This is a genomic window from Mycobacterium colombiense, from assembly GCF_003284935.1.
GTDB classification, from domain to species: Bacteria; Actinomycetota; Actinomycetes; order Mycobacteriales; family Mycobacteriaceae; genus Mycobacterium; species Mycobacterium arosiense_A.
Genome location: NZ_QMEV01000044.1, coordinates 1 through 20418, shown reverse-complemented (window position 1 = coordinate 20418; position 20418 = coordinate 1). Strand labels below are relative to the sequence as shown.

24 protein-coding genes are annotated in these 20418 nt (G+C 68.5%); 13 read left to right on the top strand and 11 right to left on the bottom strand.

Features of this window, described 5'->3' with window-relative positions; translation table 11 throughout:
• Position 1 precedes the first annotated feature (1 nt).
• Positions 2–1444: a WS/DGAT/MGAT family O-acyltransferase gene (locus DQP57_RS18400; RefSeq protein WP_112634197.1), complete on the bottom strand. Its 1443-nt coding sequence runs from the start codon at positions 1442–1444 to the stop codon at positions 2–4.
• Positions 1445–1619: 175 nt separating this feature from the next.
• Between DQP57_RS18400 and DQP57_RS18395 the strand changes: the two genes are divergently transcribed.
• Together DQP57_RS18395 and DQP57_RS18390 are read left to right on the top strand one after the other, a co-directional pair.
• Positions 1620–2768 (top strand): thiolase family protein, encoded by a 1149-nt coding sequence (locus DQP57_RS18395; protein ID WP_112634196.1) that lies wholly within the window; start codon positions 1620–1622, stop codon positions 2766–2768.
• Positions 2769–2818: 50 nt separating this feature from the next.
• Positions 2819–3565, top strand: coding sequence for a crotonase/enoyl-CoA hydratase family protein (locus DQP57_RS18390; RefSeq protein WP_430919670.1), 747 nt, complete (start codon positions 2819–2821; stop codon positions 3563–3565).
• 32 nt (positions 3566–3597) lie between these two features.
• On the opposite strand, the gene DQP57_RS18385 is transcribed toward DQP57_RS18390, so the two are convergent.
• The 3 genes from DQP57_RS18385 to DQP57_RS18375 are packed head-to-tail and all read right to left on the bottom strand — an operon-like array spanning position 3598 to position 6187.
• Positions 3598–4614 (bottom strand): NAD(P)/FAD-dependent oxidoreductase, encoded by a 1017-nt coding sequence (locus tag DQP57_RS18385; protein ID WP_112634194.1) that lies wholly within the window; start codon positions 4612–4614, stop codon positions 3598–3600.
• Complete coding sequence (locus DQP57_RS18380; protein WP_112634193.1) at positions 4611–5111, bottom strand: isoprenylcysteine carboxyl methyltransferase family protein; 501 nt, start codon at positions 5109–5111, stop codon at positions 4611–4613. Before DQP57_RS18380 ends, DQP57_RS18385 begins: the two co-directional genes overlap by 4 nt.
• Before the next feature lie 20 nt (positions 5112–5131).
• A complete protein-coding gene (locus DQP57_RS18375; protein ID WP_112634192.1) occupies positions 5132–6187 on the bottom strand; it encodes a type III polyketide synthase in 1056 nt (351 codons plus the stop codon).
• A gap of 128 nt (positions 6188–6315) precedes the next feature.
• Here DQP57_RS18375 and DQP57_RS18370 point away from each other — a divergent pair, with 128 nt between their 5' ends.
• Together DQP57_RS18370 and DQP57_RS18365 are read left to right on the top strand one after the other, a co-directional pair.
• Positions 6316–7464, top strand: a complete 1149-nt coding sequence (locus tag DQP57_RS18370; protein ID WP_112634191.1) for an NAD(P)H-binding protein — start codon at positions 6316–6318, stop codon at positions 7462–7464.
• Positions 7461–8183 carry a CPBP family intramembrane glutamic endopeptidase gene (locus DQP57_RS18365; protein ID WP_112634190.1) on the top strand — a complete coding sequence of 241 codons (723 nt, stop codon included), beginning with the start codon at positions 7461–7463 and terminating at the stop codon, positions 8181–8183. The genes DQP57_RS18370 and DQP57_RS18365 overlap by 4 nt, the downstream gene beginning before the upstream one ends.
• A gap of 6 nt (positions 8184–8189) precedes the next feature.
• Here DQP57_RS18365 and DQP57_RS18360 read toward each other — a convergent pair whose 3' ends face one another.
• Entirely contained in the window at positions 8190–9530 is a 1341-nt protein-coding gene (locus tag DQP57_RS18360) for a DUF2867 domain-containing protein (RefSeq protein WP_112634189.1), read from the bottom strand.
• A 90-nt stretch (positions 9531–9620) separates the two neighbouring features.
• Positions 9621–10433, bottom strand: a complete 813-nt coding sequence (locus DQP57_RS18355) for an enoyl-CoA hydratase (RefSeq protein WP_112634188.1) — start codon at positions 10431–10433, stop codon at positions 9621–9623.
• A 120-nt stretch (positions 10434–10553) separates the two neighbouring features.
• On the opposite strand from DQP57_RS18355, the gene DQP57_RS18350 reads away from it, so the two are divergent.
• The gene (locus tag DQP57_RS18350) at positions 10554–11636 is read left to right on the top strand and encodes a CaiB/BaiF CoA transferase family protein (RefSeq protein ID WP_112634213.1); all 1083 of its coding nucleotides are present in this window, start codon (positions 10554–10556) and stop codon (positions 11634–11636) included.
• Positions 11637–11686: 50 nt separating this feature from the next.
• Positions 11687–12439 carry a 3-hydroxyacyl-CoA dehydrogenase gene (locus DQP57_RS18345; RefSeq protein ID WP_112634187.1) on the top strand — a complete coding sequence of 251 codons (753 nt, stop codon included), beginning with the start codon at positions 11687–11689 and terminating at the stop codon, positions 12437–12439.
• A gap of 140 nt (positions 12440–12579) precedes the next feature.
• Here DQP57_RS18345 and DQP57_RS27460 read toward each other — a convergent pair whose 3' ends face one another.
• Positions 12580–12702, bottom strand: coding sequence for a hypothetical protein (locus DQP57_RS27460; protein WP_003878506.1), 123 nt, complete (start codon positions 12700–12702; stop codon positions 12580–12582).
• 311 nt (positions 12703–13013) lie between these two features.
• Between DQP57_RS27460 and DQP57_RS18335 the strand changes: the two genes are divergently transcribed.
• Together DQP57_RS18335 and DQP57_RS18330 are read left to right on the top strand one after the other, a co-directional pair.
• Entirely contained in the window at positions 13014–15350 is a 2337-nt protein-coding gene (locus DQP57_RS18335; protein WP_205869158.1) for an MMPL family transporter, read from the top strand.
• A 65-nt stretch (positions 15351–15415) separates the two neighbouring features.
• On the top strand, positions 15416–16045 hold the full coding sequence (locus DQP57_RS18330; protein WP_112634186.1) for a class I SAM-dependent methyltransferase: 630 nt from the start codon (positions 15416–15418) through the stop codon (positions 16043–16045).
• Positions 16046–16060: 15 nt separating this feature from the next.
• Here DQP57_RS18330 and DQP57_RS18325 read toward each other — a convergent pair whose 3' ends face one another.
• Positions 16061–16774: an SIR2 family NAD-dependent protein deacylase gene (locus DQP57_RS18325; protein WP_112634185.1), complete on the bottom strand. Its 714-nt coding sequence runs from the start codon at positions 16772–16774 to the stop codon at positions 16061–16063.
• Between the two features lie 37 nt (positions 16775–16811).
• On the opposite strand from DQP57_RS18325, the gene DQP57_RS18320 reads away from it, so the two are divergent.
• Entirely contained in the window at positions 16812–17177 is a 366-nt protein-coding gene (locus DQP57_RS18320; RefSeq protein ID WP_066868705.1) for a GntR family transcriptional regulator, read from the top strand.
• Positions 17178–17235: 58 nt separating this feature from the next.
• Here the strand turns inward: DQP57_RS18320 and DQP57_RS18315 are convergent, their stop codons facing one another.
• On the bottom strand, positions 17236–17757 hold the full coding sequence (locus DQP57_RS18315) for a DUF1697 domain-containing protein (RefSeq protein WP_112634184.1): 522 nt from the start codon (positions 17755–17757) through the stop codon (positions 17236–17238).
• A gap of 74 nt (positions 17758–17831) precedes the next feature.
• On the opposite strand from DQP57_RS18315, the gene DQP57_RS18310 reads away from it, so the two are divergent.
• Positions 17832–18275: a PPOX class F420-dependent oxidoreductase gene (locus tag DQP57_RS18310; protein ID WP_112634183.1), complete on the top strand. Its 444-nt coding sequence runs from the start codon at positions 17832–17834 to the stop codon at positions 18273–18275.
• A gap of 49 nt (positions 18276–18324) precedes the next feature.
• Positions 18325–18546, top strand: coding sequence for a DUF5302 domain-containing protein (locus DQP57_RS18305; protein ID WP_112634182.1), 222 nt, complete (start codon positions 18325–18327; stop codon positions 18544–18546).
• A 39-nt stretch (positions 18547–18585) separates the two neighbouring features.
• Here DQP57_RS18305 and DQP57_RS18300 read toward each other — a convergent pair whose 3' ends face one another.
• Positions 18586–19119, bottom strand: coding sequence for a nuclear transport factor 2 family protein (locus tag DQP57_RS18300; RefSeq protein WP_112634181.1), 534 nt, complete (start codon positions 19117–19119; stop codon positions 18586–18588).
• Between the two features lie 90 nt (positions 19120–19209).
• On the opposite strand from DQP57_RS18300, the gene DQP57_RS18295 reads away from it, so the two are divergent.
• A complete protein-coding gene (locus DQP57_RS18295; RefSeq protein ID WP_112634180.1) occupies positions 19210–19791 on the top strand; it encodes an HhH-GPD-type base excision DNA repair protein in 582 nt (193 codons plus the stop codon).
• Between the two features lie 28 nt (positions 19792–19819).
• The gene (locus DQP57_RS18290; RefSeq protein ID WP_067277197.1) at positions 19820–19966 is read left to right on the top strand and encodes a DUF1059 domain-containing protein; all 147 of its coding nucleotides are present in this window, start codon (positions 19820–19822) and stop codon (positions 19964–19966) included.
• A gap of 63 nt (positions 19967–20029) precedes the next feature.
• On the opposite strand, the gene DQP57_RS18285 is transcribed toward DQP57_RS18290, so the two are convergent.
• Positions 20030–20418: Rv1157c family protein (locus DQP57_RS18285; RefSeq protein WP_430919643.1), on the bottom strand; the 389-nt coding region annotated here is incomplete at its 5' end.

Below are 20418 nucleotides of genomic sequence, written 5' to 3'. Positions count from 1 at the left end.
GCTAGCCTATCGACTTGACAACGGCGGGCGGCATGGCGCCCTGCACGACGGCCATGTCATCGGGAAAGCCCGCAGCAGTGCGGATTTCGCGGAATGCGCTGACCATGGCGTCAGTGAGTTCATGGGTGTCGCCGAGGGTGCGATCGTCGGCGATCACCGATATGTTGAGTTGATCGACGTAGCTCCAGACGGTGATGTTGATGGCGCAGGCGGTGATCAGCGGCCCGGCCGAATAGATCTCACTGACCGGGGCGCCGGCGAACCGGCCGCGTTCACGCGGCCCCATCACGTTGGAGATCGGGATGTTGAACAGCCTGTTTCTGGTGTTCCGCCGGGCCAACCATCTGAACGCAAGAGGGGCCGCGGCGCCCGGCAGGTAGCTGATCAATCTGCCATAAAGCTCCGGGCCGAACAGCTCGTTGTTCTCCTTGGCGATTGCGGTGCTCATCGTTGTCAGCCGCACCCGCTCCAGCGGATCGCCGATGTGCGTCGGCAGCGACACCGCCATGCCACCAAGCTCGTTACCGCTGATCCGTTGTGGCGACCTGTCCGTCGTGGCCGGGACCGAGGCGACCAGGGGTTGGTCCGCGCTGCCGTCATAGCGCAAGAGCAGTTCGCGCAAAGCACCCGCGGCGATCGCCATCACCATGTCGTTGATGGTGATCTGCAGGTGTTTACCCGTCTCTTTGACCTGCGCCAGCGACAGGGTCGAGGTGGCGAAAGTCCTTGCCGCAGAGACCTTGTGGTTGATGAACGTCGGAGGCGCGTGCAACATGCGGGCAAGGTCTGGCTGCCTTCCGCGCTGCCTGGTCCGCTGGCGCAGCCGCCGTGCGCCGGCGAGCGCCTCGGTCATCAATGCGGGTAGCGCGGCGGCCTGCCGAACGTGATCCTCCGCGGCGGCGCGCAGCAGCTCCGCCGTCGAGGGCGGCGTGCACCCGGTGTCGTTGTCGCGGTCGTCCTGCACCGGGCCGGTCAAGTCCATGATCCTGGTCAGCAGGTTGGCGGAGGCGACACCGTCGGCCAGGGCGTGGTGAATCTTGCCGATGATGGCGACTTTGTGATCGGCCATGCCTTCGGCGAAGTGGAACTCCCACAACGGACGGTCGCGATCCAGTGGAATGCCGGCAATCTGCCCGATCACCTCGTCGAGCTCTCGGCGCCCACCCGGTGCGGGCACTGCCACGCGCCGCAAATGATAGTCCAGGTCCACTTCGCAGTTTTGCAGCCACATCGGATGATGCAACCGCCATGGGATGTCGATCAATTTGTAGCGCAACGGATCCAGCCGATGCAACCGCCGACGTAGCGTGTGCCGGAACAGGTCGAAGCTCAGCTCGCCGTCAAAGTCGGTGGCATCGACGATCGCGACCTTCAGCGTGTGTGTATGCAGGTTCGGCGTCTCGCTGTACAACAGCATCGCGTCCATACCGTTGAGCCGCTTCACTCGTCCATTATTGCCCTGCGCCACGGGCGGTGAGAACAAAAAACTGGTTCGAAGCCGGCCTCGACGCCGCCGGCTACGCCAAGACCACCCCGGGCTTCGCCCGCCCAACCCCTTGGTTGACAATCGAGGAAAGACTCCACTCTTTTCGAAGTCCACGTTTCAAAGGAGACAGACCATGGCTGAAGCCGTCATCGTCGAGGCAGTGCGTTCACCGATCGGCAAGCGCAACGGCGGATTGTCCGGGGTGCACCCGGCGGATCTGTCCGCACAGGTGCTCAACGGCCTGGTCGACAAGGCGGGCGTCGACCCAGCCCTGGTCGACGATGTCATCTGGGGCTGCGTCATGCAGGCCGGCGAGCAGGCCCTCGACATCGGCCGCACCGCGCTGCTGACCGCCGGCTGGCCCGAGACCGTCCCGGGCGTGACCGTGGACCGTCAGTGCGGCTCGAGCCAGCAGTCCATCCACTTCGCGGCCGCCGGCGTCATCGCCGGGCACTACGACGTCGTCGTCGCCGGCGGTGTCGAGTCGATGTCGCGGACACCGATGGGCGCGTCGCTGGCCAACGGCGGGCGCCCGTATCCCCAGGCCTTCCTGGACCGCTACGAAGGTCAGATCCCCAACCAGGGCATCGGCGCGGAGATGATCGCCGAGCAGTGGGGGTTGGACCGCACCACGCTGGACCAGTTCAGCCTTGACTCGCACGAAAAGGCCGCCGCCGCACAGGATTCGGGTGCCTTCGACGACCAGATCGTGGGCATCAAGGATCAGGACGGCAACGTGGTGCTCAAGGACGAAGGCATCCGCCGCGGCACGCCGATGGAGAAGATGGCCTCGCTGAAGCCGGCCTTCAAGGAAGACGGCGTGATCCACGCCGGCAACTCGTCGCAGATCTCTGACGGCTCGGCGGCGATCCTGTTCATGTCCGCCGAAAAGGCCAAGGAACTGGGGCTCAAGCCGATCGCCAAGGTGCACACCGCGACGCTGGCCGGGGCCGACCCGGTGATCATGCTGACCGCGCCCATCCCGGCCACCCAGAAGGTGCTCAAGCGTTCCGGGCTGTCCATCGGCGACATCGGCGCCTACGAGGTCAACGAGGCGTTCGCGCCGGTTCCGCTGGCCTGGCTCAAGGACATCGGCGCCGACGAGAACAAGCTCAACCCCAACGGCGGCGCGATCGCGCTCGGTCACCCGCTCGGCGGATCCGGCGCCCGGATCATGACCACACTGCTGTATCACATGCGGGACAAGGGAATTCAGTACGGTTTGCAGACCATGTGTGAAGGTGGCGGCCAGGCCAACGCCACCATCGTGGAACTGCTGTGAGCGAAGCTGCCCTGGAGAAGGGGGCCCTGGCCGAGCGCCGGGGCAACGTGATGGTGATAACCATCAACCGGCCGGAAGCCCGCAACGCGGTGAACGCCGCCGTCAGCATCGGCCTCGGGGATGCGCTCGAAGAGGCGCAGCACGACCCCGAGGTGCGGGCGGTGGTGGTCACCGGCGCAGGCGACAAGTCCTTTTGCGCCGGGGCCGACCTCAAGGCGATCGCGCGCCGGGAGAACCTGTACCACCCCGACCATCCCGAATGGGGCTTCGCCGGATACGTCCACCACTTCATCGACAAGCCCACGATCGCGGCCGTGAACGGCACCGCCCTGGGCGGTGGCACCGAGCTGGCGCTGGCCAGCGACCTGGTGGTGGCCGACGAACGCGCACAGTTCGGGCTGCCCGAGGTCAAGCGCGGGCTGATCGCCGCCGCGGGTGGGGTCTTTCGCATCGTCGAGCAGTTGCCGCGCAAGGTGGCGATGCAGCTGCTGCTGACCGGCGAACCGATCAGCGCGGCCGCCGCTTGCGAATGGGGCCTGATCAACGAGATCGCTACGCAGGGTTCGGTGCTGGACGCCGCGCTGGCCCTGGCCGAGCGCGTCACCGTCAACGCCCCGCTGTCGGTGCAGGCCAGCAAGCGGGTCGCCTACGGCGTCGACGACGGTGTCGTCGTCGACGACGAACCGGGTTGGGAACGCACGATTCGCGAGATGAAGGCCCTGCTCAGGTCCGAGGACGCCAAAGAGGGACCGCTGGCCTTCGCCGAGAAGCGGGAGCCGGTCTGGAAGGCGCGCTAGCCGTACGGACCACGGACGCTGGTGACGGTGCGCTAGCCCGCCAGGATGTTGACCCCGCGGCCGAACACCGCGGGTAGCAGCGCGCACGTCGGGACCACCGCGCGGCGCACCAGCTGCGGAGTGCTGGCCAGCACCAGCGCGCGGGTGAGCAGCCGGTAATCGCGGGTGATCCGGTGCCACGCCTTCTCGTAGGAGGCCGGCCTCTCGGTGACGATCGCGTCGACCGCCGCGGCGGACTGCTTGAGCGCCAGGCTGATGCCCTCGCCGGTGAGCGCGTCCTCGTAGCCGGCCGCGTCCCCGACCAGCAGCACGCGCCCCGCGACCCGACGCGAAACCACTTGCCGCAACGGGCCGCAGCCGCGCGGCTGCCCGGGGGCGGCGCCGTGCAGTTGGCGGGCCAGCCGCGGGAACCACGCCAGGTCCGGCCGGCCGCGCGACAGGATGGCCACACCGACCAGCTCGGGCTCGACCGGGGTCACGTACGCCTCGCCCCAGCGCGACCAGTGCACCTCGACGAAGTCCGACCACGCCGGCACCCGGTAGTGCCAGCGCACGCCGTAGCGCCGCGGCGTCCCCGCCGTCGCGGTGATTCCGACGGCGCGGCGCACCTGCGAATGCAGCCCGTCGGCGGCGATCAACCATTTCGCGCGCACGCCGGCGGCCGAGACGCCGTGGGCGTCTTGGGCCACCCTCGTCACCCGGGTGCGGATCCAGTCGGTGTCTTGCTCTTTGGCGCGCGCGGCCAGCGCCGCGTGCAACGTGGTGCGGCGCACGCCGCGCCCCGGCCCGCCGCGAAACCGCGCCTGCGCGCGCCGCCGGTCGCTCACGTACGCGATCCCGTGAAAGGGCATGCCGACGGGATCCACGCCCAGCGAAGTCAATTCGGCCAAGCCGCCCGGCATCAACCCCTCGCCACACGCCTTGTCGATGGGGCCGTCCCGCGGCTCGGCCACGATCACCGAAAGTCCTTGGCGGCGGGCGTGTAACGCGGTGGCCAGCCCGCCCGGGCCGCCGCCGACGATCAACAGGTCCGCGTCGTAATCGCTCACGTGTAACCCAACGCGGAGTTTTCCACCTGCAGGCGCACCCTGAGCAACGCGGCGTTGGCCAGCGTGAAAATGGTCGCGGTCAGCCACGCCGTATGCACCAGCGGCAACGCCACCCCTTCGGCCACCACTGCAACATAGTTCGGGTGGTGCAGCCAGCGGTAGGGGCCCTGACGCACCAGCGGCGCCTGCGGCAGGACGATCACCCGGGTGTTCCACCGCCGGCCCAGCGTCGTGATGCACCACCAGCGCAACGCCTGGCTGGCCACCACCACCGCGAGCATCGGCCAGCCCAGCCATGCGATGAACGGCCGGTGCAGCGCCCACGGCTCGATGAGGCAGCCGAGGAGCAGCGCGGTGTGGATGATCACCATCACCGGATAGTGGGATCGGCCAAACTCCTTGGCGCCCTTGGTAAACGACCATCGCGCATTGCGGGTGGACACCACCAGTTCGGCCACGCGCTCGAGCGCGACCGCCAGCACCAGCAGGTAATACATGGCTACAGTCTCTCCCAGCGCTACCAGGCCAGCAGCACCAGCTCGGAGCAGAACGCCGGGCCCATCGCGATCATCAGCCCGATCGAGCCGGGCGGGGGCGCATCGCCGATGGTGGTCGCGAGCACGTCGAGCACCGACACCGAGGACAGATTGCCGTTCTCGCGCAGCGAGTTTCGGGTGTGGTCGAGAGCGCCCGGGGGGAGGTCCAGGACGCTCTCGACGGTCTCTATCACCCGCGGTCCGCCGGGGTGGCACACCCAGGCCGTCACATCGCGCGGGGTCAGGCCGTGGTCGGCGAGGAAATCGCGGACATCGTCGCCCAGGTATTTCTCGGCGATGGTGGCGACGTCGGCGGACAGCACGATCCGGAAGCCGTCGCTGCCGATCTTCCAGCCCATGATGTCCTCGGTATCGGGATAGAGGTGGCTGCGGGTGGCCAGCACCCGGGGACCGGTGTGTTCCCGGCCGGCGCGGTTGGCCCCTTCGGTGATCACCGCTGCCGCCCCGTCCCCGAACAGGCTGGTGGCAACGAGATTGGCGACCGACCGGTCTTGCCGCTGCACGGTCAGGGAGCACAGCTCCACCGCGAGCAACGCGGCCGTGTGATCGGGGAACGCCCGCAGGTAGTCGTGCATGCGCGCGACGCCGGCCGCACCGGCCACACAGCCCAGGCCGAACAGCGGCACGCGTTTGACGTCGGGCCGCAGCCCCACCCGCGTCGCCAGCCGCGCCTCCAGCGTGGGAACCGCCAGCCCGGTGACCGTCGTGGAAAACACGATGTCGAGCTCCGACGGCTTGACCTTGGCCTCGTCCAGCGCGGCCTCCAGCGCCTGCTCGCCCAGGTCCAGCGCGACCTCGAGATAGGCGTCGTTGGCCTCGGTGAATCCGCTCAGCTCGCGGTAGCGCGGCAGCCGCAGCGCGGTATTGCGGAATTCGACCCCGCTGCTCGAGGCGAAACGCCGAAAGTCCGGACCGGCGATGTCGGTGAGCGCGCGGATGGCTTCGCTTTGGGTATAGCGATGGGGTGGAAACTTCACCGCAACGCCGGCAACGGACGGATTCTTCAGCGCGACCATGTACAGGTGACGGTGCCGCCGCGCCGCTGGTTCAGGTGAACACCGCGTGGGCGCCCCACTTCGCGCGATTGCCCGACTCCTGCGCACGCCGCGCGCACCGCGCGGCGTCGTCCGGTTAGGGTCGGGGTATGCGGGCTCTGGTCACCGGTGCCACCGGTTATGTCGGATCGCGCCTGGTCAGCGCGCTGCTGGCCGATCAGCACGAGGTGGCGGCCGCGACTCGAAACCCGGCGCGCCTCAACCGTTTCGGCTGGTTCGACGACGTCACACCGGTGAAGCTGGATGCCGCCGACCCCGCGTCGCTGGCCGCCGCGTTCGCCGGTTGCGGGCCCGTCGACGTGGCGTATTACCTGGTACACGCGATCGGTCAGCCGGATTTTCGCGATGCCGACAAGACTGCGGCGACAAACTTCGCGGCGGCGGCCCGCGACGCCGGGGTGGGCCGCATCGTCTACCTGGGCGGCTTCGTGCCCGCCGACGAAGACCTGTCCGAGCACTTGACCAGCCGCGCCGAGGTGGCCGAGGCGCTCACCCTCCCGGACGGCCCCGAGCTGGTGTGGCTGGGCGCGGCGATCATCATCGGCGCCGGCTCGACGTCATTCGAGATGATGCGCTACGTCGGCGACCGTTTCCCGCTGATTCCCATCCCGAGCTGGATGGACAACCCGATCGACCCCATCTCCATCCGCGACGTGCTGCACTATCTCGTCGCCGCGGCCGACCCGGACCTGGTGCCCGCCGGCGCATACGACATCGCCGGGCCCGAGACCACGTCCTACCGCGACCTGCTCAAGGCGTACGCGCGCGTCTCCGGGCGCTGGCACACCGGGCTGCCGGTCGGCAGGATCGACACCACGCTGGCGTCGCTGATCACCGGCGTCGCGCTGCCCGTGCCGCCGGGGCTGGCGGGCGACCTGGTCGAATCGCTCGACCACCCGATGGTGGCCTCGGCCAGCAGCCTGCGCGATCGCGTTCCCGACCCGCCCGGCGGCCTACTCGGCATCGACGAGTCCATCGCCCTGGCCCTGGCCGGCCAGTCCAAGCACCGGCCGCGTCCGGTCAACGCCCTGGCCGACCCGCACCACCTCGCCAACACCGATCCCGCCTGGGCGGGTGGCGACGCGCTGCGCATCCGCCGGCTCGCCCGTCGAGTCACCCCACCCGTCGTGCGGCCGACCCTGGGACTGGTGAACCGGGTCCCCGGACCGGTGGCCGGAGCCGTCCGCACCGGCCTCGACATCCTGATCGCCCTGACCCCGAAGGTGCGTCCCGCATGAGTCAGTCGACGAGCCCATACCAGACCGGCGTCCTCACCGAGTTTCGCCGTGCGGTCACCAATGTTGCGGTCCCCCATAATGAGTCGCCGGCCATCGTGCGGCGCCGCCGCGTCATCGTGGCCATCACGGTGGTCCTCGGTGCCGCGGTGCTCGGGTTCTCGTTGCGGCGGCATCCGGGGGATGCGAGCTTCTACTGGCTGACCCTGTTGCTCGCGGGGGTGTGGACGGCCGGCGCGCTGATCTCCGGGCCGCTGCACCTGGGCGGCATCTGTTGGCGCGGCCGCAACCAGCGGCCGGTCATCACCGGCACCGGCATCGGCCTGTTGGTGGGCGGCGCGTTCATCGTGGGCGGATCGATCGCGCGGCAGATCACGCCCGTGGCGGAGTTGATCACCCGGGTCCTGCTCTACGCCCACCACGGGTGGTATCCGGTGATCGTGGCGATCACGCTGATCAACGGCGTCGCCGAGGAGCTCTTTTTCCGCGGCGCGCTCTACACCGCCCTGGGCCGCTACCACCCGCTCGTGATTTCGACGGTTCTCTATACCTGCGCGACGCTGGCCAGCGGCAACCCGATGCTCGGCTTCGCGGCGATCATCCTTGGAACGGTGTGCGCGTTCGAGCGCCGGGCCACCGGCGGTGTCCTGGCGCCGGTGCTCACCCACCTGGTGTGGGGGCTGATCATGGTGCTCGTGCTGCCCCCGATGTTCGGGGTCTAGCGCCGGCTATCGGGCCGACCCGACGACCTCACGCGCGAGCGCACGCATCGCGGCGGTGCGGACGGGCCGAACGAAGAACCAATACACCCGCCCAGGAATGCCCCTCGGCAGAAAGACCGACCGCTGGGTATACCGGCTCCCGCGATCGCCGTCCCGCGTGACCGCAATCTCGAGCCACTCCCGCCCCGGCGCCCGCTTGGTGGAACGCAGCCGCAGCAGGGCTCCCGGCACGCGCTCCTCGACCTTCCAGTCGGTTGTCCGTGAGTTCACCGCGTGCTCCGCGGCCGTCCATAAGGTGTCGGGTTCGAGGGCGGTTTCGGCCGTGCGCACATCGGTGTAGACGATTTCGCCCGCCCAGGTCGGGTCGGTGGGCAGCGCCCCGGCCGGCTCGGACCGCAGCGATGACCACGTGGGTTCGGGAACACCACGCGCGCCGCGTTCGAGCGCCAACTCGACGGCGCGGCGGTAGCCGTTCAGGCCGCCCGGCGGCGGTCCGATGATGTCGTCGATGTCCGAATTGCGCATCACGGCATCGCATTCCAGCGATTCGACCAGTGGTCTCGCCAGCCCCCCCGGGATTGGGGTCACGGTGCCCACCCAGAGGCTGGCGATCGCCGGGGTCAGAAACGGCAGCACGAACAGGTAGCGTTTGCCCAACCCGGCGACCTCTGCGTAGACCCGCATCATGTCGCCGTATTCCAACACGTCGGGCCCGCCGATATCCCAGGTGCGCGATTTCGGCACCGGCGCGGTGGCCGCCGCGGCCAGGTAGTGCAGGACGTCGCGCACCGCGATCGGCTGGATCTTGTTGTGCACCCATTTCGGCGTCGTCATCACCGGCAACCGGTCGGTGAGGTGCCGGATCATCTCGAACGACGCCGACCCCGAGCCGATGACCACCCCGGCCTGCAACACCACGGTCTCGATACCGGAATCGATCAGCGCGTCCCCGACCGCCTTGCGCGACGCCAGATGCGGTGAGAGATCGCTGTTTTCGGGATGCAACCCGCTCAGATACACCACCCGCCGCACCCCGGCGCGCCGCGCGGCCGTCACGACGTTGCCGGCGGCGCGGGTTTCCTCGGCGGCGAAATCCTTCGAGGCGCCCATCGAGTGGACGAGGTAGTACACCACGTCGATGCCGTCGAAAGCGGCGCTCAGCGAATCGACATCGCCGAGGTCCCCGCGCGCGACCTCGGCCCGCTGTCGCCACGGCACCTGCGCCAGCTTGTCGGGGTTGCGGGCCAACGCCCGGACGCGATGACCGTCGTCCAACAGCCGCGGCACCAGGCGCCCGCCGATATAGCCGGTCGCTCCGGTCACCAGGCACCGCACCTGTTCGGGCATCGATCCTCCGTCGTTCGTCAGGGTGTCTGACGGGGAGGGTTACCTCATCTAGAGCGGGCTAAGCGTTGCGGCCGATTAGCGCAACAACTTTCAGCGGTCGGTGAACTTGGCGGCGCGCCGCTGCTGGAAGGCCGTTGCGCCCTCGGCGAAGTCGGCCGATTTCAGCAGCACCGACTGTCCGTCGAACTCGCGCTGCAGGGCCGGATCCAACTGGGTCAGCGTGGCCGCGTTGATCGCCAGTTTGGTCTTGGCGAAGGCGACCGCCGGGCCGCTCAGCAACCGGGCGATCACCTTGTCCACCTCGGCGTCGAAATCCTCGGCCGGGTAGACCGCGGTGACCAGGCCCCACGACAACGCCTCGGCGGCCGTCAGCCGTTCCGGAAGCAGCGCCATCTGCATCGCCCGGATGCGGCCGATCGCGGCCGCCACCAACGCCGACGCTCCGCCGTCGGGCATCAACCCGATCTTGGTGAAGGCGAGCATGAAAAACGCGCTCTCCGAAGCCAATACGACGTCACAGGCCAGGGCGATCGAGACGCCCACGCCGGCCGCCGGTCCCTGCACCACGGCGACCACCGGGTGCGGCAACGCGGCGATCGCGCGCACCAGCCGGTTGATCTCGAGGATGATCTCGTCCGGCGGGACGCCGCCGCCGTCGGAGACGTCGTCGGCGCTGATGCCCGCGCCGGAGCTGAAGCCGCGCCCGGCGCCGCCGATCCGCACCACCTTGACCTCGGGATCGGTGGCCGCGTACTCCATCGCGTCGGCGATGCCGGTGATCACGGGAATGGTCAGCGAGTTCAGGCTGTCGGGCCGGTTGATGATCACCGAGAACACTCCGTCGGACAGCGTGACGTCAAGTCCTGCGACGGGAGCGAGCGAGGCGATCGCGGATGAAGGCATGGGCTCACCATAAGTGACCGGGGTGCGCGGCCTTCCGGCACGGCTGCGAAGATGTCGAACGACCGGTTGTTTGGTAGCGAACGGTCGACGGCGTCAATGCGGACGAAAGGTCGGTGGATCGTGGCTGGACCGTTGAAGGGACTGCGTGTTGTCGAGCTGGCCGGCATCGGCCCCGGCCCGCACGCCGCGATGATCCTCGGGGATCTGGGGGCCGACGTGGTGCGCATCGACCGCCCGTCCTCGGGTCCCGGTGGTGTCGCGAAGGACGCCATGATGCGCAACCGGCGGGTGGTGACCGCCGACCTGAAATCCGAGGAGGGCCGCGGCCTCGTCCTCAAGCTGATCGCCAAGGCCGACGTGCTGATCGAGGGCTACCGCCCCGGCGTCACCGAGCGGCTCGGCCTGGGTCCCGAGGACTGCGCGAAGGTCAACGACCGGCTGGTGTACGCGCGGATGACCGGCTGGGGCCAGACCGGCCCGCGCAGCCAGCAGGCGGGTCATGACATCAACTACATCTCGCTCAACGGCATCCTGCACTCCATCGGCCGGGCGAACGAACGGCCGGTCCCGCCGCTGAACCTGGTGGGTGACTTCGGCGGTGGTTCGATGTTCCTGCTGCTCGGCATCCTGTCCGCGCTGTGGGAGCGGCAGACCTCGGGCAAGGGGCAGGTCGTCGACGCCGCGATGGTCGACGGCTCCAGCGTGCTGATCCAGATGATGTGGCAGATGCGGGCCTCGGGCATGTGGACCGACGCCCGGGGCACCAACCTGCTCGACGGCGGCGCGCCCTACTACGACACCTATGAATGCGCCGACGGGCGCTACGTCGCGGTCGGCGCCATCGAGCCGCAGTTCTACGCCGCCATGCTGACCGGCCTCGGCCTGGACGGCGCCGACCTGCCCGGGCAGAACGACGTCGGCCGCTGGCCCGAGCTGCGCGCGGTGCTCACCGAGAAGTTCGCCAGCCAGGACCGCGACCACTGGGCCAAGGTGTTCGCCGACTCCGACGCGTGCGTGACGCCGGTGCTGGCGTTCGGCGAGGTGCAGACCGAGCCGCACATCACCGAGCGGAACACCTTCTACGAAGTCGACGGGGGACTGCAGCCGCTACCGGCGCCGCGGTTCTCCCGCACCGCGCCGGAGACGCCACGTCCGGCGGCGCCGGCGACCGACGCCGAGGCGGTACTCAACGACTGGGTATAGTCCCCAACCAACCAGTTGGCTGGAATCCAGGGAATCAGGAAAGGACTCGAATGGAGATCAAAGACGCCGTTGCCGTCGTCACCGGGGGCGCGTCGGGCCTGGGCCTGGCGACCACCAAGCGACTGCTCGACCGCGGCGCTCAGGTGGTGGTCATCGACCTGCGCGGTGAAGACGCGGTCCGCGAGCTGGGGGATCGCGCGCGATTCGTCGAGGCCGACGTCACCGACGAGGCCGCGGTCGGCAAGGCGCTGGACGCCGCCGAGTCGATGGGCACGCTGCGCATCAACGTCAACTGCGCCGGCATCGGCAACGCCATCAAGACCCTGTCCAAGGACGGGCCGTTCCCGCTGGACGGCTTCAAGAAGGTGATCGGGGTCAACCTGATCGGCACCTTCAACGTGCTGCGCCTGGCCGCCGAGCGCATCGCCAAGACCGAACCGATCGGCGAGGAACGGGGCGTCATCATCAACACCGCCTCGGTCGCCGCCTTCGAGGGCCAGATCGGCCAGGCCGCCTACTCGGCGTCCAAGGGCGGCGTGGTCGGGATGACCCTGCCGATCGCGCGCGACCTGTCGCGCGAGCTCATCCGCGTGGTGACCATCGCGCCGGGCCTGTTCAAGACCCCGCTGCTGGGATCGCTGCCCGAGGAGGCGCAGGCGTCGCTGGGCAAGCAGGTGCCGCACCCCGCGCGACTGGGTGATCCCGACGAATACGGCGCCCTGGCCGTCCACATCGTCGAGAACCCGATGCTCAACGGCGAGGTCATCCGCCTGGATGGCGCCATTCGCATGGCGCCGCGCTGAGCCGCGGTCCGTCCGGCAAAGCGAAAGCCCCCCGCATCTGCGGGGGGCTTTCATTACCAGGCTCAATGATTACTTGCGGAACCATCGACTGACGTTGGGTTCGGCCATCAACAGGCGTGCGAGCATGCTCATGGTCTGCCTCAGCTCGCGGCTTGCAGTTCGTCGAACTGCTCCGAGGTCTCGCCTTCGACCAGGACGTCGCCGTGGTAGAGGGCTTCGAAGTCAACTTTGATGACGTCGGCACTTGTGTCGTCGATCCACATGACACTGAGCGTATGGGCCACCATTAAGGAATCTTTGAGTCACGATTCGGAAAACCTTGGCAATTTACCCGCGGGTAGGTTGACCGGCGGCCGCGCCCCGATTTGGCCCGTGAGCTGCTTAGTTGCGACACATTTTTCTGGCCGGACTCTTATTGTCGGAGCGGTTTAAAACGCGGCGTTGAACGGTTGGGGCGGCCGATTCCGTCTTTAGAGAGAACACTGTTCGACGCGTGGAAACTAGCGTTTGTTACGTTGACGCGGACACGCCAGCGGCCAGCGCAACGGGGCACCGGCAGCGGAAGGGCTCAACAATGCTGCAAAAAATCGCCCGAGTCGCCATCAGGGCGCCCCGCCGCATCCTCGCGACCGGCGTCCTGGTGTTCATCGCCGCCGCGATCTTCGGCGTCCCGGTCGCCAAGAGCTTGTCGCCGGGTGGTTTCCAAGACCCGGACTCGGAGTCGGCCCACGCCATCGGCGTGTTGAGCGACAAGTTCGGCCAGAGCGGCCAGCAGGTGCTGATTCTGGTGACCGCCCCCGACGGCAGCGACAGCGCACAGACGCGCAAGGTGGGTACCGACCTCGTCGACCAGCTGCGGCGGTCCCCGCTGGTCTACAACGTCTCGTCGCCGTGGACCGTCCCGCCCCAGGCCGCGGCCGACCTGGTCAGCCGCGACGGCAAATCCGGACTCGTCGTGGTCAACCTCAAAGGCGGCGAGAACTACGCGCAGAGCAACGCCCAGACGTTGGCCGACCAGTACATCCACGACCGCGACGGCGTCACCGTCCGCGCCGGCGGCGCGGCGATGCAGTACGCGCAGATCAACACGCAGAACCAGGCCGACCTGCTGGTGATGGAGATGATCGCGCTCCCGCTGAGCTTCCTGGTGCTGATCTGGGTGTTCGGAGGGCTGCTGGCCGCGGCGTTGCCGATGGCGCTGGGCGCGCTGGCCGTGGTCGGTTCGATGTCGGTGCTGCGCCTCATCACCTTCACCACCGAAGTCTCGATCTTCGCCCTCAACCTGAGCACCGCCCTAGGCCTGGCCCTGGCCATCGACTACACCCTGCTGATCGTCAGCCGTTACCGCGACGAATTGGCCGAGGGCCACGACCGGGAAGAAGCGCTCATCCGGACCATGGCCACCTCCGGCCGCACAGTGCTGTTCTCCGCGGTCACCGTGGCGTTGTCGATGTCGGCGACGGTGGCGTTCCCGATGTACTTCCTCAAGTCGTTCGCCTACGCCGGCGTGGCCACCGTTGCCTTCGTCGCGGCCGCCTCGATCGTGATCACCCCGGCCGCGATCGTCCTGTTGGGGCCGAGGCTGGACGCGTTCGACGTGCGCCGGTTCATGCGGCGAATGCTGCGGCGTCCCGAACCGATGCACAAGCCCGTCGAGCAACTCTTCTGGTACCGGTCCACCAAGTTCGTGATGCGCCGCTGGGCCCCGATCGGGCTGACCGTCGTCGCCCTGCTGTTGCTGCTCGGGTATCCGTTCCTGCGTGTGACGTGGGGTTTCCCCGACGACCGGGTGCTGCCGCGGTCGGCGTCGGCGCATCAGGTCGGTGATCGGCTACGCAACGATTTCGCGCACGACTCGGCGACGTCGGTGCCCGTCGTCATCCCCGACGCCGCCGGCCTGAATCCCACGGACTTCGACTCCTACGCCGCCGCGCTGTCCCGGGTCGCCGACGTGTCGTCGGTGTCCGCCCCCGCCGGCACCTTCGCGGCCGGCAACCGGGTGGGACCGCCCGCCGGGCCCACCGGGCTGGCCGGCGGCAGCGCCTTTCTGACCGTCAGCAGCACCGCGCCGCTGTTTTCGACGGCGAACGACGCCCAGCTCAGGCGGCTGCACGCGGTGCCCGGCCCCGCGGGCCGGTCCGTAGAGATGGGCGGGGTGGCACAGGTCAACCGCGACAGCGTCGACGCCGTGACCGACCGGCTGCCGCTGGTCCTGGGGTTGATGGCGGCGATCACCTTCGTGTTGCTGTTCCTGCTCACCGGCAGCGTGCTGCTGCCGGCCAAGGCGCTGGCCTGCAACTTCCTGTCGCTGACGGCGGCCTTCGGCGCCCTGGTGTGGATCTTCCAGGACGGCCATCTCGGTGCGCTCGGAACCACGCCCAGCGGGACGCTGGTGGCCAACATGCCGGTGCTGCTGTTCTGCATCGCCTTCGGGCTGTCCATGGACTACGAGGTCTTTTTGCTCTCCCGGATCCGCGAGTACTGGCTGGCGTCCGGCGCCGCCCGGCCGGCGAAACCGACCGCGAAACAGGCCCACGCCGCCAATGACGAGAGCGTGGCGCTCGGCGTCGCCCGCACCGGCCGGGTGATCACCGCGGCCGCCCTGGTGATGTCGATGTCCTTCGCCGCGCTGATCGCGGCCCACGTCTCGTTCATGCGGATGTTCGGCCTCGGCCTGACGCTCGCCGTGTTCGCCGATGCCACCCTAGTGCGGATGGTGGTCGTGCCGGCCTTCATGCACGTGATGGGCCGGTGGAATTGGTGGGCGCCCAGGCCGCTGGCGTGGCTGCACGACCGGTTCGGGATCAGCGAGGGAGCGGCCGACGAAACCGTGGATCACCTCGCGCCGGTCGCTGACCCCGTCGAGCTCCCCGCGCCGGTGGTCGCCGAGCCGGTACCCAATATCGGTTAAGGCCGACCGGCGGGTCGTCGGCAACTTAGTGTGGGGCACAAGCGAGTCGGAAGGTGCGCAACGGTATGACAATGGTGGTCGACAACCCCTTCTTCGCGCGGGTCTGGCCGGTCGTCGCCACCCATGAAGCCGAGTCGATCCGGGCGATGCGCCGGGAGAACCTGGCCGGCCTGTCCGGCCGGGTGCTGGAAGTCGGCGCGGGAATCGGCACGAACTTTCCGCACTACCCGGACTCCGTCGACGAGGTGATCGCGATGGAACCCGAACCGCGGCTGGCGGCGCAGGCCCGCGCGGCGGCGCAGGCGGTGCCCGTGCGGGTGATCGTCACCGGCGAGACGGCCGAAACGTTCAGCGGCACCGAGCCGTTCGACGCGGTGGTGTGTTCGCTGGTGCTGTGCTCGGTACGCGACCCCGAAAGTGTTCTGCGGCGGCTGTTTTCGTTGCTGCGGCCGGGCGGGGAGCTGCGGTATCTCGAGCACGTCGCCAGTGCCGGCGCGCGGGGCCGCTTTCAGCGTCTGGTCGATGCGACGGTGTGGCCGCGGCTGTTCGGCAACTGCCACACGCACCGGGACACCGAGCGCTCGATCGTCGCGGCGGGCTTCGAAGTCGACACGTCGCGGCGGGAGTTCACGTTGCCGGCCTGGGCGCCGATGCCGGTCTCGGAGTTGCTGCTCGGCCGCGCGCGCCGGCCCTGAGACCGGACGGCCCGATCAGCTCAGCAGGGCCGGTAGCCGCTGCAACAACCCCGGCAGCGCCTGGCTGGCCGTCTCGCGCATGCTGATCGTCACGCTGCTCGACAGCGGGGTGACCTCGGGGTTGACCTCGATGACGGCGGTGCCGCGGGACAGCGCCAACTCGGCCAGCCCGGCCGCCGGATAGACGATCGCCGAGGTGCCGACCACCACCATGACGTCGGCGGCCTCGGTCGCCTCCACCGCGCGCCGCCACGGCTCGTCGGGCAGCTGTTCGCCGAACCACACGATGTCCGGTCTGATCAACCCGCCGCAGTGGCATACCGGCGGGTCCACCTCCAGCGCCGGCTCGGCCATCGCGGGCAGCGCCCCGGAATAGGCCACAGCGCAACGCGCGCAACGGAATTCGAACAGGCTGCCGTGTAGGTGGTGCACCGACCGGCTGCCCGCGCGCTCGTGCAGGTCGTCCACGTTCTGGGTGATGACGCTGACCTGGGCCTCGTCTTGCCAGGCGGCGATCGCGCGATGACCCGCGTTCGGTTGGACATCGGCGACCAGATAGTGGCGCCACAGATACCAGCCCCAGACGCGCTGCGGGTTGTCGCGCCACCCCTGCGTGCTGGACAGCTCGTACGGGTCGAAACGGGCCCACAATCCGTTCTTGTCATCGCGGAAGGTCGGCACGCCGCTCTCCGCGGAAATACCCGCGCCGCTGAGCACCGCTACTCGCATCCCACCAAGATAGCCGGGGGTGGGTGATACTGGACGGGTGGAGCTCGGTGACTGGTTGAAGGTCGACATGAAGGCGGGAAAGCCGTTGTTCGACCAGCTCAGGACGCAGGTCATCGAGGGGGTTCGCGAGGGCGCCTTGCCGCCGGGCACCCGCCTGCCCACCGTGCGCGACCTGGCCGGCCAGCTCGGCGTCGCCGTCAACACGGTGGCGCGCGCCTACCGCGAGCTGGAAACCTCCGCCATCATCGAAACCCGGGGCCGCTTCGGCACTTTCATCGCGCGCTATGACCCGACCGACGCCGCGATGGCCGCCGCGGCCCGCGAGTACGTCCGCGTTGCGCGCGGACTCGGGTTGGACAAGGCCGACGCGGTGCGCTACATCGAAGCGGTGCCCGACGAGTGAAGCCGGCGCGGTCGGCATCGAAAACCCTTGGCGCTCGGGCTGTTTACTCGTCGGTGTGTCAGCGCAATACCTTGTCCAGCGTGCGCAGGTTGCGCGTCGTGGTCGACGACTTGTAGCGCGGCTTACCCATCGTCTTGCCGATGCTGCTGTCCAGCGTGGCGCCCTTGGGCACCTGCCAATAGATCACGCCGTCACCGCGGCGGATCTTCTCGTCCGGGCCGGCCTCCTCGCCCAGCGCGGCGAGCTCGTCGAGCACGGCCTTGTCGGCGACGAACGTGACGTAGGACTGATAGCCGTCGACCTCGCGCTCGAACGGATAGGCGTCGACCACGGCGCGCACCGTGTCGAGGTCGTAGGCCAGCACCCACGCGTCGTAACCGAACCGGTCGCGCAGCGCGGCTTCGGCCTTCTTGCGCACCGACGCCACGCCGGCGGCCGACTCCAGCAGCACGTTGCCGGTGGCCAGGATGGTCCGGACCCCAGTGAACCCGGCGTCGGTCAGCGCGGCCGCCACGTCGGCCATCTTGAGGTTGACGCCCCCGACGTTGACGCCACGCAGGAACGCCGTGTATTTGGTCATGCCCCGATTCCACCAGGTCGGCCGCGCAACGACTATCCCGGGCCGCCCGGCCGGGTGCGACGTAGGCTTTCGTCATGGGACGCCAAGTCTTCGACGACAAATTGCTGGCCTTGATCAGTGGACATTCCCTCGGGGTGCTGGCCACCATCAAGCGCGACGGGCGGCCGCAGCTGTCGAACGTGAGCTATCACTTCGACCCGCGCGCCGTGGCGATCCAGGTGTCGATCACCGAGCCGCGCGCCAAGACCCGCAACCTGCGTCGGGACCCGCGGGCCTCGATCCTGGTCGACGCCGACGACGGCTGGTCGTATGCCGTCGCCGAGGGCACCGCCGAGCTGACGCCGCCGGCGGCCGCGCCCGACGACGACACCGTGGAGGCGCTGATCGCGTTGTATCGCAACATCGCCGGTGAGCACCCGGACTGGGACGAATACCGCCAAGCCATGGTCACCGACCGGCGGGTGCTGCTGACGCTGCCGATCTCGCACGTCTACGGCATGCCGCCGGGCATGCGGTAACCGCGCCGCTACCGAACCGTTTCGCCAAACCCCGGCTAGGCTGCCCCCTATGGCTGCATCGAATGCTCCGCAAGGTTCAACGTCCTCGGAGTCGGGGGCTGCTGGATCGCCCGCGTCGGACGACGACACCAAGCGCAAATTCCGTGAAGCCCTGGACCGCAAGATGGCCAAATCGTCGAGCGGGTCCGATCACAAGGACGGCGCCGGCAAGCAATCGCGGGCGCACGGCGCGGTGGGGAACCGCCGGGAATTTCGCCGCAAGAGCGGCTGACGATCCCCGGCCGCGGTGGCCGGATCCCGTTGACGGGCTTCAGCAGTGGGGCGCGGTGAACAGCCCGACCGAGGGGTCGGCCTGGCCGGGTTTTCCGCGCAGGCTTCCTCGCGTGCTGGGGTGTTCGAAGTTCACTTGGGACGGGTCGTTCTGGTATGCCCAGTCCGCGACGATGGTGCGTTGACGAAACTTCCAGCGGCCCTCGTGTTTGGCGTAGGTGTCCAGGTACCGCCCGCCGATGATGACGTCGACGTTGCGCTCGGGGCCCGCGAAGGTGTGGAACACCAGGCAGTAGATCTCGCCGCGGGCCGCGTCGGCCTCGACCACGAAGTTCGTGGTGGTGATGTTGTGTTGGGAGACAAGCACATACGGTTCGGCCGCTTGTAGTTGCGCGATGAACTGTTCGACGCCGCCGTCAGAAAACGAGCCGTGCGAGTCCGTGGCGTCGGGGTGATACAGGGCGCGAAGGGCGTCGTAGTCGGCGCGGTCGACGGCTCGGCAGTAGGCGGTGACGAGCTGATGCAGCTCGTCGCGGGCGAGCAGCAGTGCCAGTCTGGCCTCATCCACCACCACGCCACGATATCGCGGTGATTGCTGGTGAGTAATCTTGCGACCAATGGGTCCCCGGTCCCAGGGTGCTGCGCGAAAGGAAGATCGTTGACGGTGAAACTTTGTCTCGCTCAAGATCCTGAAGCCGACCAGCTGCTGGACGACAGTCCGTTGGCGTTGCTCATCGGGATGGTTCTGGACCAGCAGGTGCCCTTCGAGACGGCGTTCGCCGGACCGAAGAAGATCGCGGACCGGATGGGCACCTTCCCGGACCTTTCGGCCGCCGAGATTGCGGACTACGACCCGGACAAGTTCGCCGCGTTGTGCTCGCAAAGCCCTGCGATACACCGCTTTCCGGGGTCGATGGCCAAGCGCATCCAAACGCTGGCGCAGATCATCGTGGACCGCTACGACGGCGACGCGGCCGGATTGTGGACGGCCGGCGACCCCGACGGAACCGAGCTGCTGCGGCGGATCAAGGGACTGCCGGGGTTCGGGGACGTGAAGGCGAAGATCTTCCTGGCACTGCTGGGCAAGCAGTACGGCGTGACGCCGAAGGGCTGGCGCGCCGCCGCGGGCGACTTCGGCCGGGCCGGCGCGCACATCTCCGTCGCCGATATCGTCGATGCCCAGTCGATGGGGAAAGTGCGCGCGTACAAAAAGCAGATGAAAGCGGCAGCCAAAGCGGCGAAGTAGCAGGTCAACAGAAGGGAAGGGCGGCAACGTGAAGACACACCTGACGTGTCCGTGCGGCGAAGCCATCGTCGGCAAGGACGAGGACGAACTGGTCGAGTTGACCCAGGCGCACCTCGCCAGCGATCATCCTGGCCTCGAGTACGACCGCGACGCCATCCTGTTCATGGCGTACTGACGAGAACGCGCGTGCCCCGCGGTCGGGACACGCGCGTTCGCGGCGGTGAGGCGGTGCGGTCTGCTACGGCACCACCGTCGAGCCGATGGTGGGCATGAACTGGCACTGCTTTTCCTTGGTGGTGACCTGCCCGAAGATCGTCGACATGATGCTGCCCGAGCCGGTGTCGGCGATCGCGCTCAGCGTCGTCGGCCCCTCCGGGTTGATATCCGGGCGCGGCTTGAGTGCGACCGTCCCCGACTTGCCGGTGGTCAGGTTCACCCAGGTGACATTCAGCGGCAACTTCTGCACCTCGGCGGGTCCGGGCGTGCCGACCGCGGTGAACACGTAGGCGGTCTGACCGGGCCCCGGGCCGGGAAGCGGAATCTTGGCCGGCCCCGCCACCGACAGCGCGGTGGCGATGGCGCTGGTGCCGTCCGCCAGGCAGTTGGTGCCGATGGACGGGTACATGA

Excerpts from the sequence above, each read along its gene's own strand:
- DQP57_RS18395 (WP_112634196.1), top strand. The coding sequence starts at position 1,620 with ATGGCTGAAGCCGTCATCGTCGAGGCAGTGCGTTCACCGATCGGCAAG.
- DQP57_RS18390 (WP_430919670.1), top strand. The coding sequence starts at position 2,819 with ATGGTGATAACCATCAACCGGCCGGAAGCCCGCAACGCGGTGAACGCC.
- DQP57_RS18380 (WP_112634193.1), bottom strand. The coding sequence starts at position 5,111 with ATGTATTACCTGCTGGTGCTGGCGGTCGCGCTCGAGCGCGTGGCCGAA.
- DQP57_RS18375 (WP_112634192.1), bottom strand. The coding sequence starts at position 6,187 with ATGGTCGCGCTGAAGAATCCGTCCGTTGCCGGCGTTGCGGTGAAGTTT.
- DQP57_RS18370 (WP_112634191.1), top strand. The coding sequence starts at position 6,316 with ATGCGGGCTCTGGTCACCGGTGCCACCGGTTATGTCGGATCGCGCCTG.
- DQP57_RS18365 (WP_112634190.1), top strand. The coding sequence starts at position 7,461 with ATGAGTCAGTCGACGAGCCCATACCAGACCGGCGTCCTCACCGAGTTT.
- DQP57_RS18360 (WP_112634189.1), bottom strand. The coding sequence starts at position 9,530 with ATGCCCGAACAGGTGCGGTGCCTGGTGACCGGAGCGACCGGCTATATC.
- DQP57_RS18355 (WP_112634188.1), bottom strand. The coding sequence starts at position 10,433 with ATGCCTTCATCCGCGATCGCCTCGCTCGCTCCCGTCGCAGGACTTGAC.
- DQP57_RS18345 (WP_112634187.1), top strand. The coding sequence starts at position 11,687 with ATGGAGATCAAAGACGCCGTTGCCGTCGTCACCGGGGGCGCGTCGGGC.
- DQP57_RS27460 (WP_003878506.1), bottom strand. The coding sequence starts at position 12,702 with ATGTGGATCGACGACACAAGTGCCGACGTCATCAAAGTTGACTTCGAA.
- DQP57_RS18335 (WP_205869158.1), top strand. The coding sequence starts at position 13,014 with ATGCTGCAAAAAATCGCCCGAGTCGCCATCAGGGCGCCCCGCCGCATC.
- DQP57_RS18330 (WP_112634186.1), top strand. The coding sequence starts at position 15,416 with ATGACAATGGTGGTCGACAACCCCTTCTTCGCGCGGGTCTGGCCGGTC.
- DQP57_RS18325 (WP_112634185.1), bottom strand. The coding sequence starts at position 16,774 with ATGCGAGTAGCGGTGCTCAGCGGCGCGGGTATTTCCGCGGAGAGCGGC.
- DQP57_RS18315 (WP_112634184.1), bottom strand. The coding sequence starts at position 17,757 with ATGACCAAATACACGGCGTTCCTGCGTGGCGTCAACGTCGGGGGCGTC.
- DQP57_RS18310 (WP_112634183.1), top strand. The coding sequence starts at position 17,832 with ATGGGACGCCAAGTCTTCGACGACAAATTGCTGGCCTTGATCAGTGGA.
- DQP57_RS18305 (WP_112634182.1), top strand. The coding sequence starts at position 18,325 with ATGGCTGCATCGAATGCTCCGCAAGGTTCAACGTCCTCGGAGTCGGGG.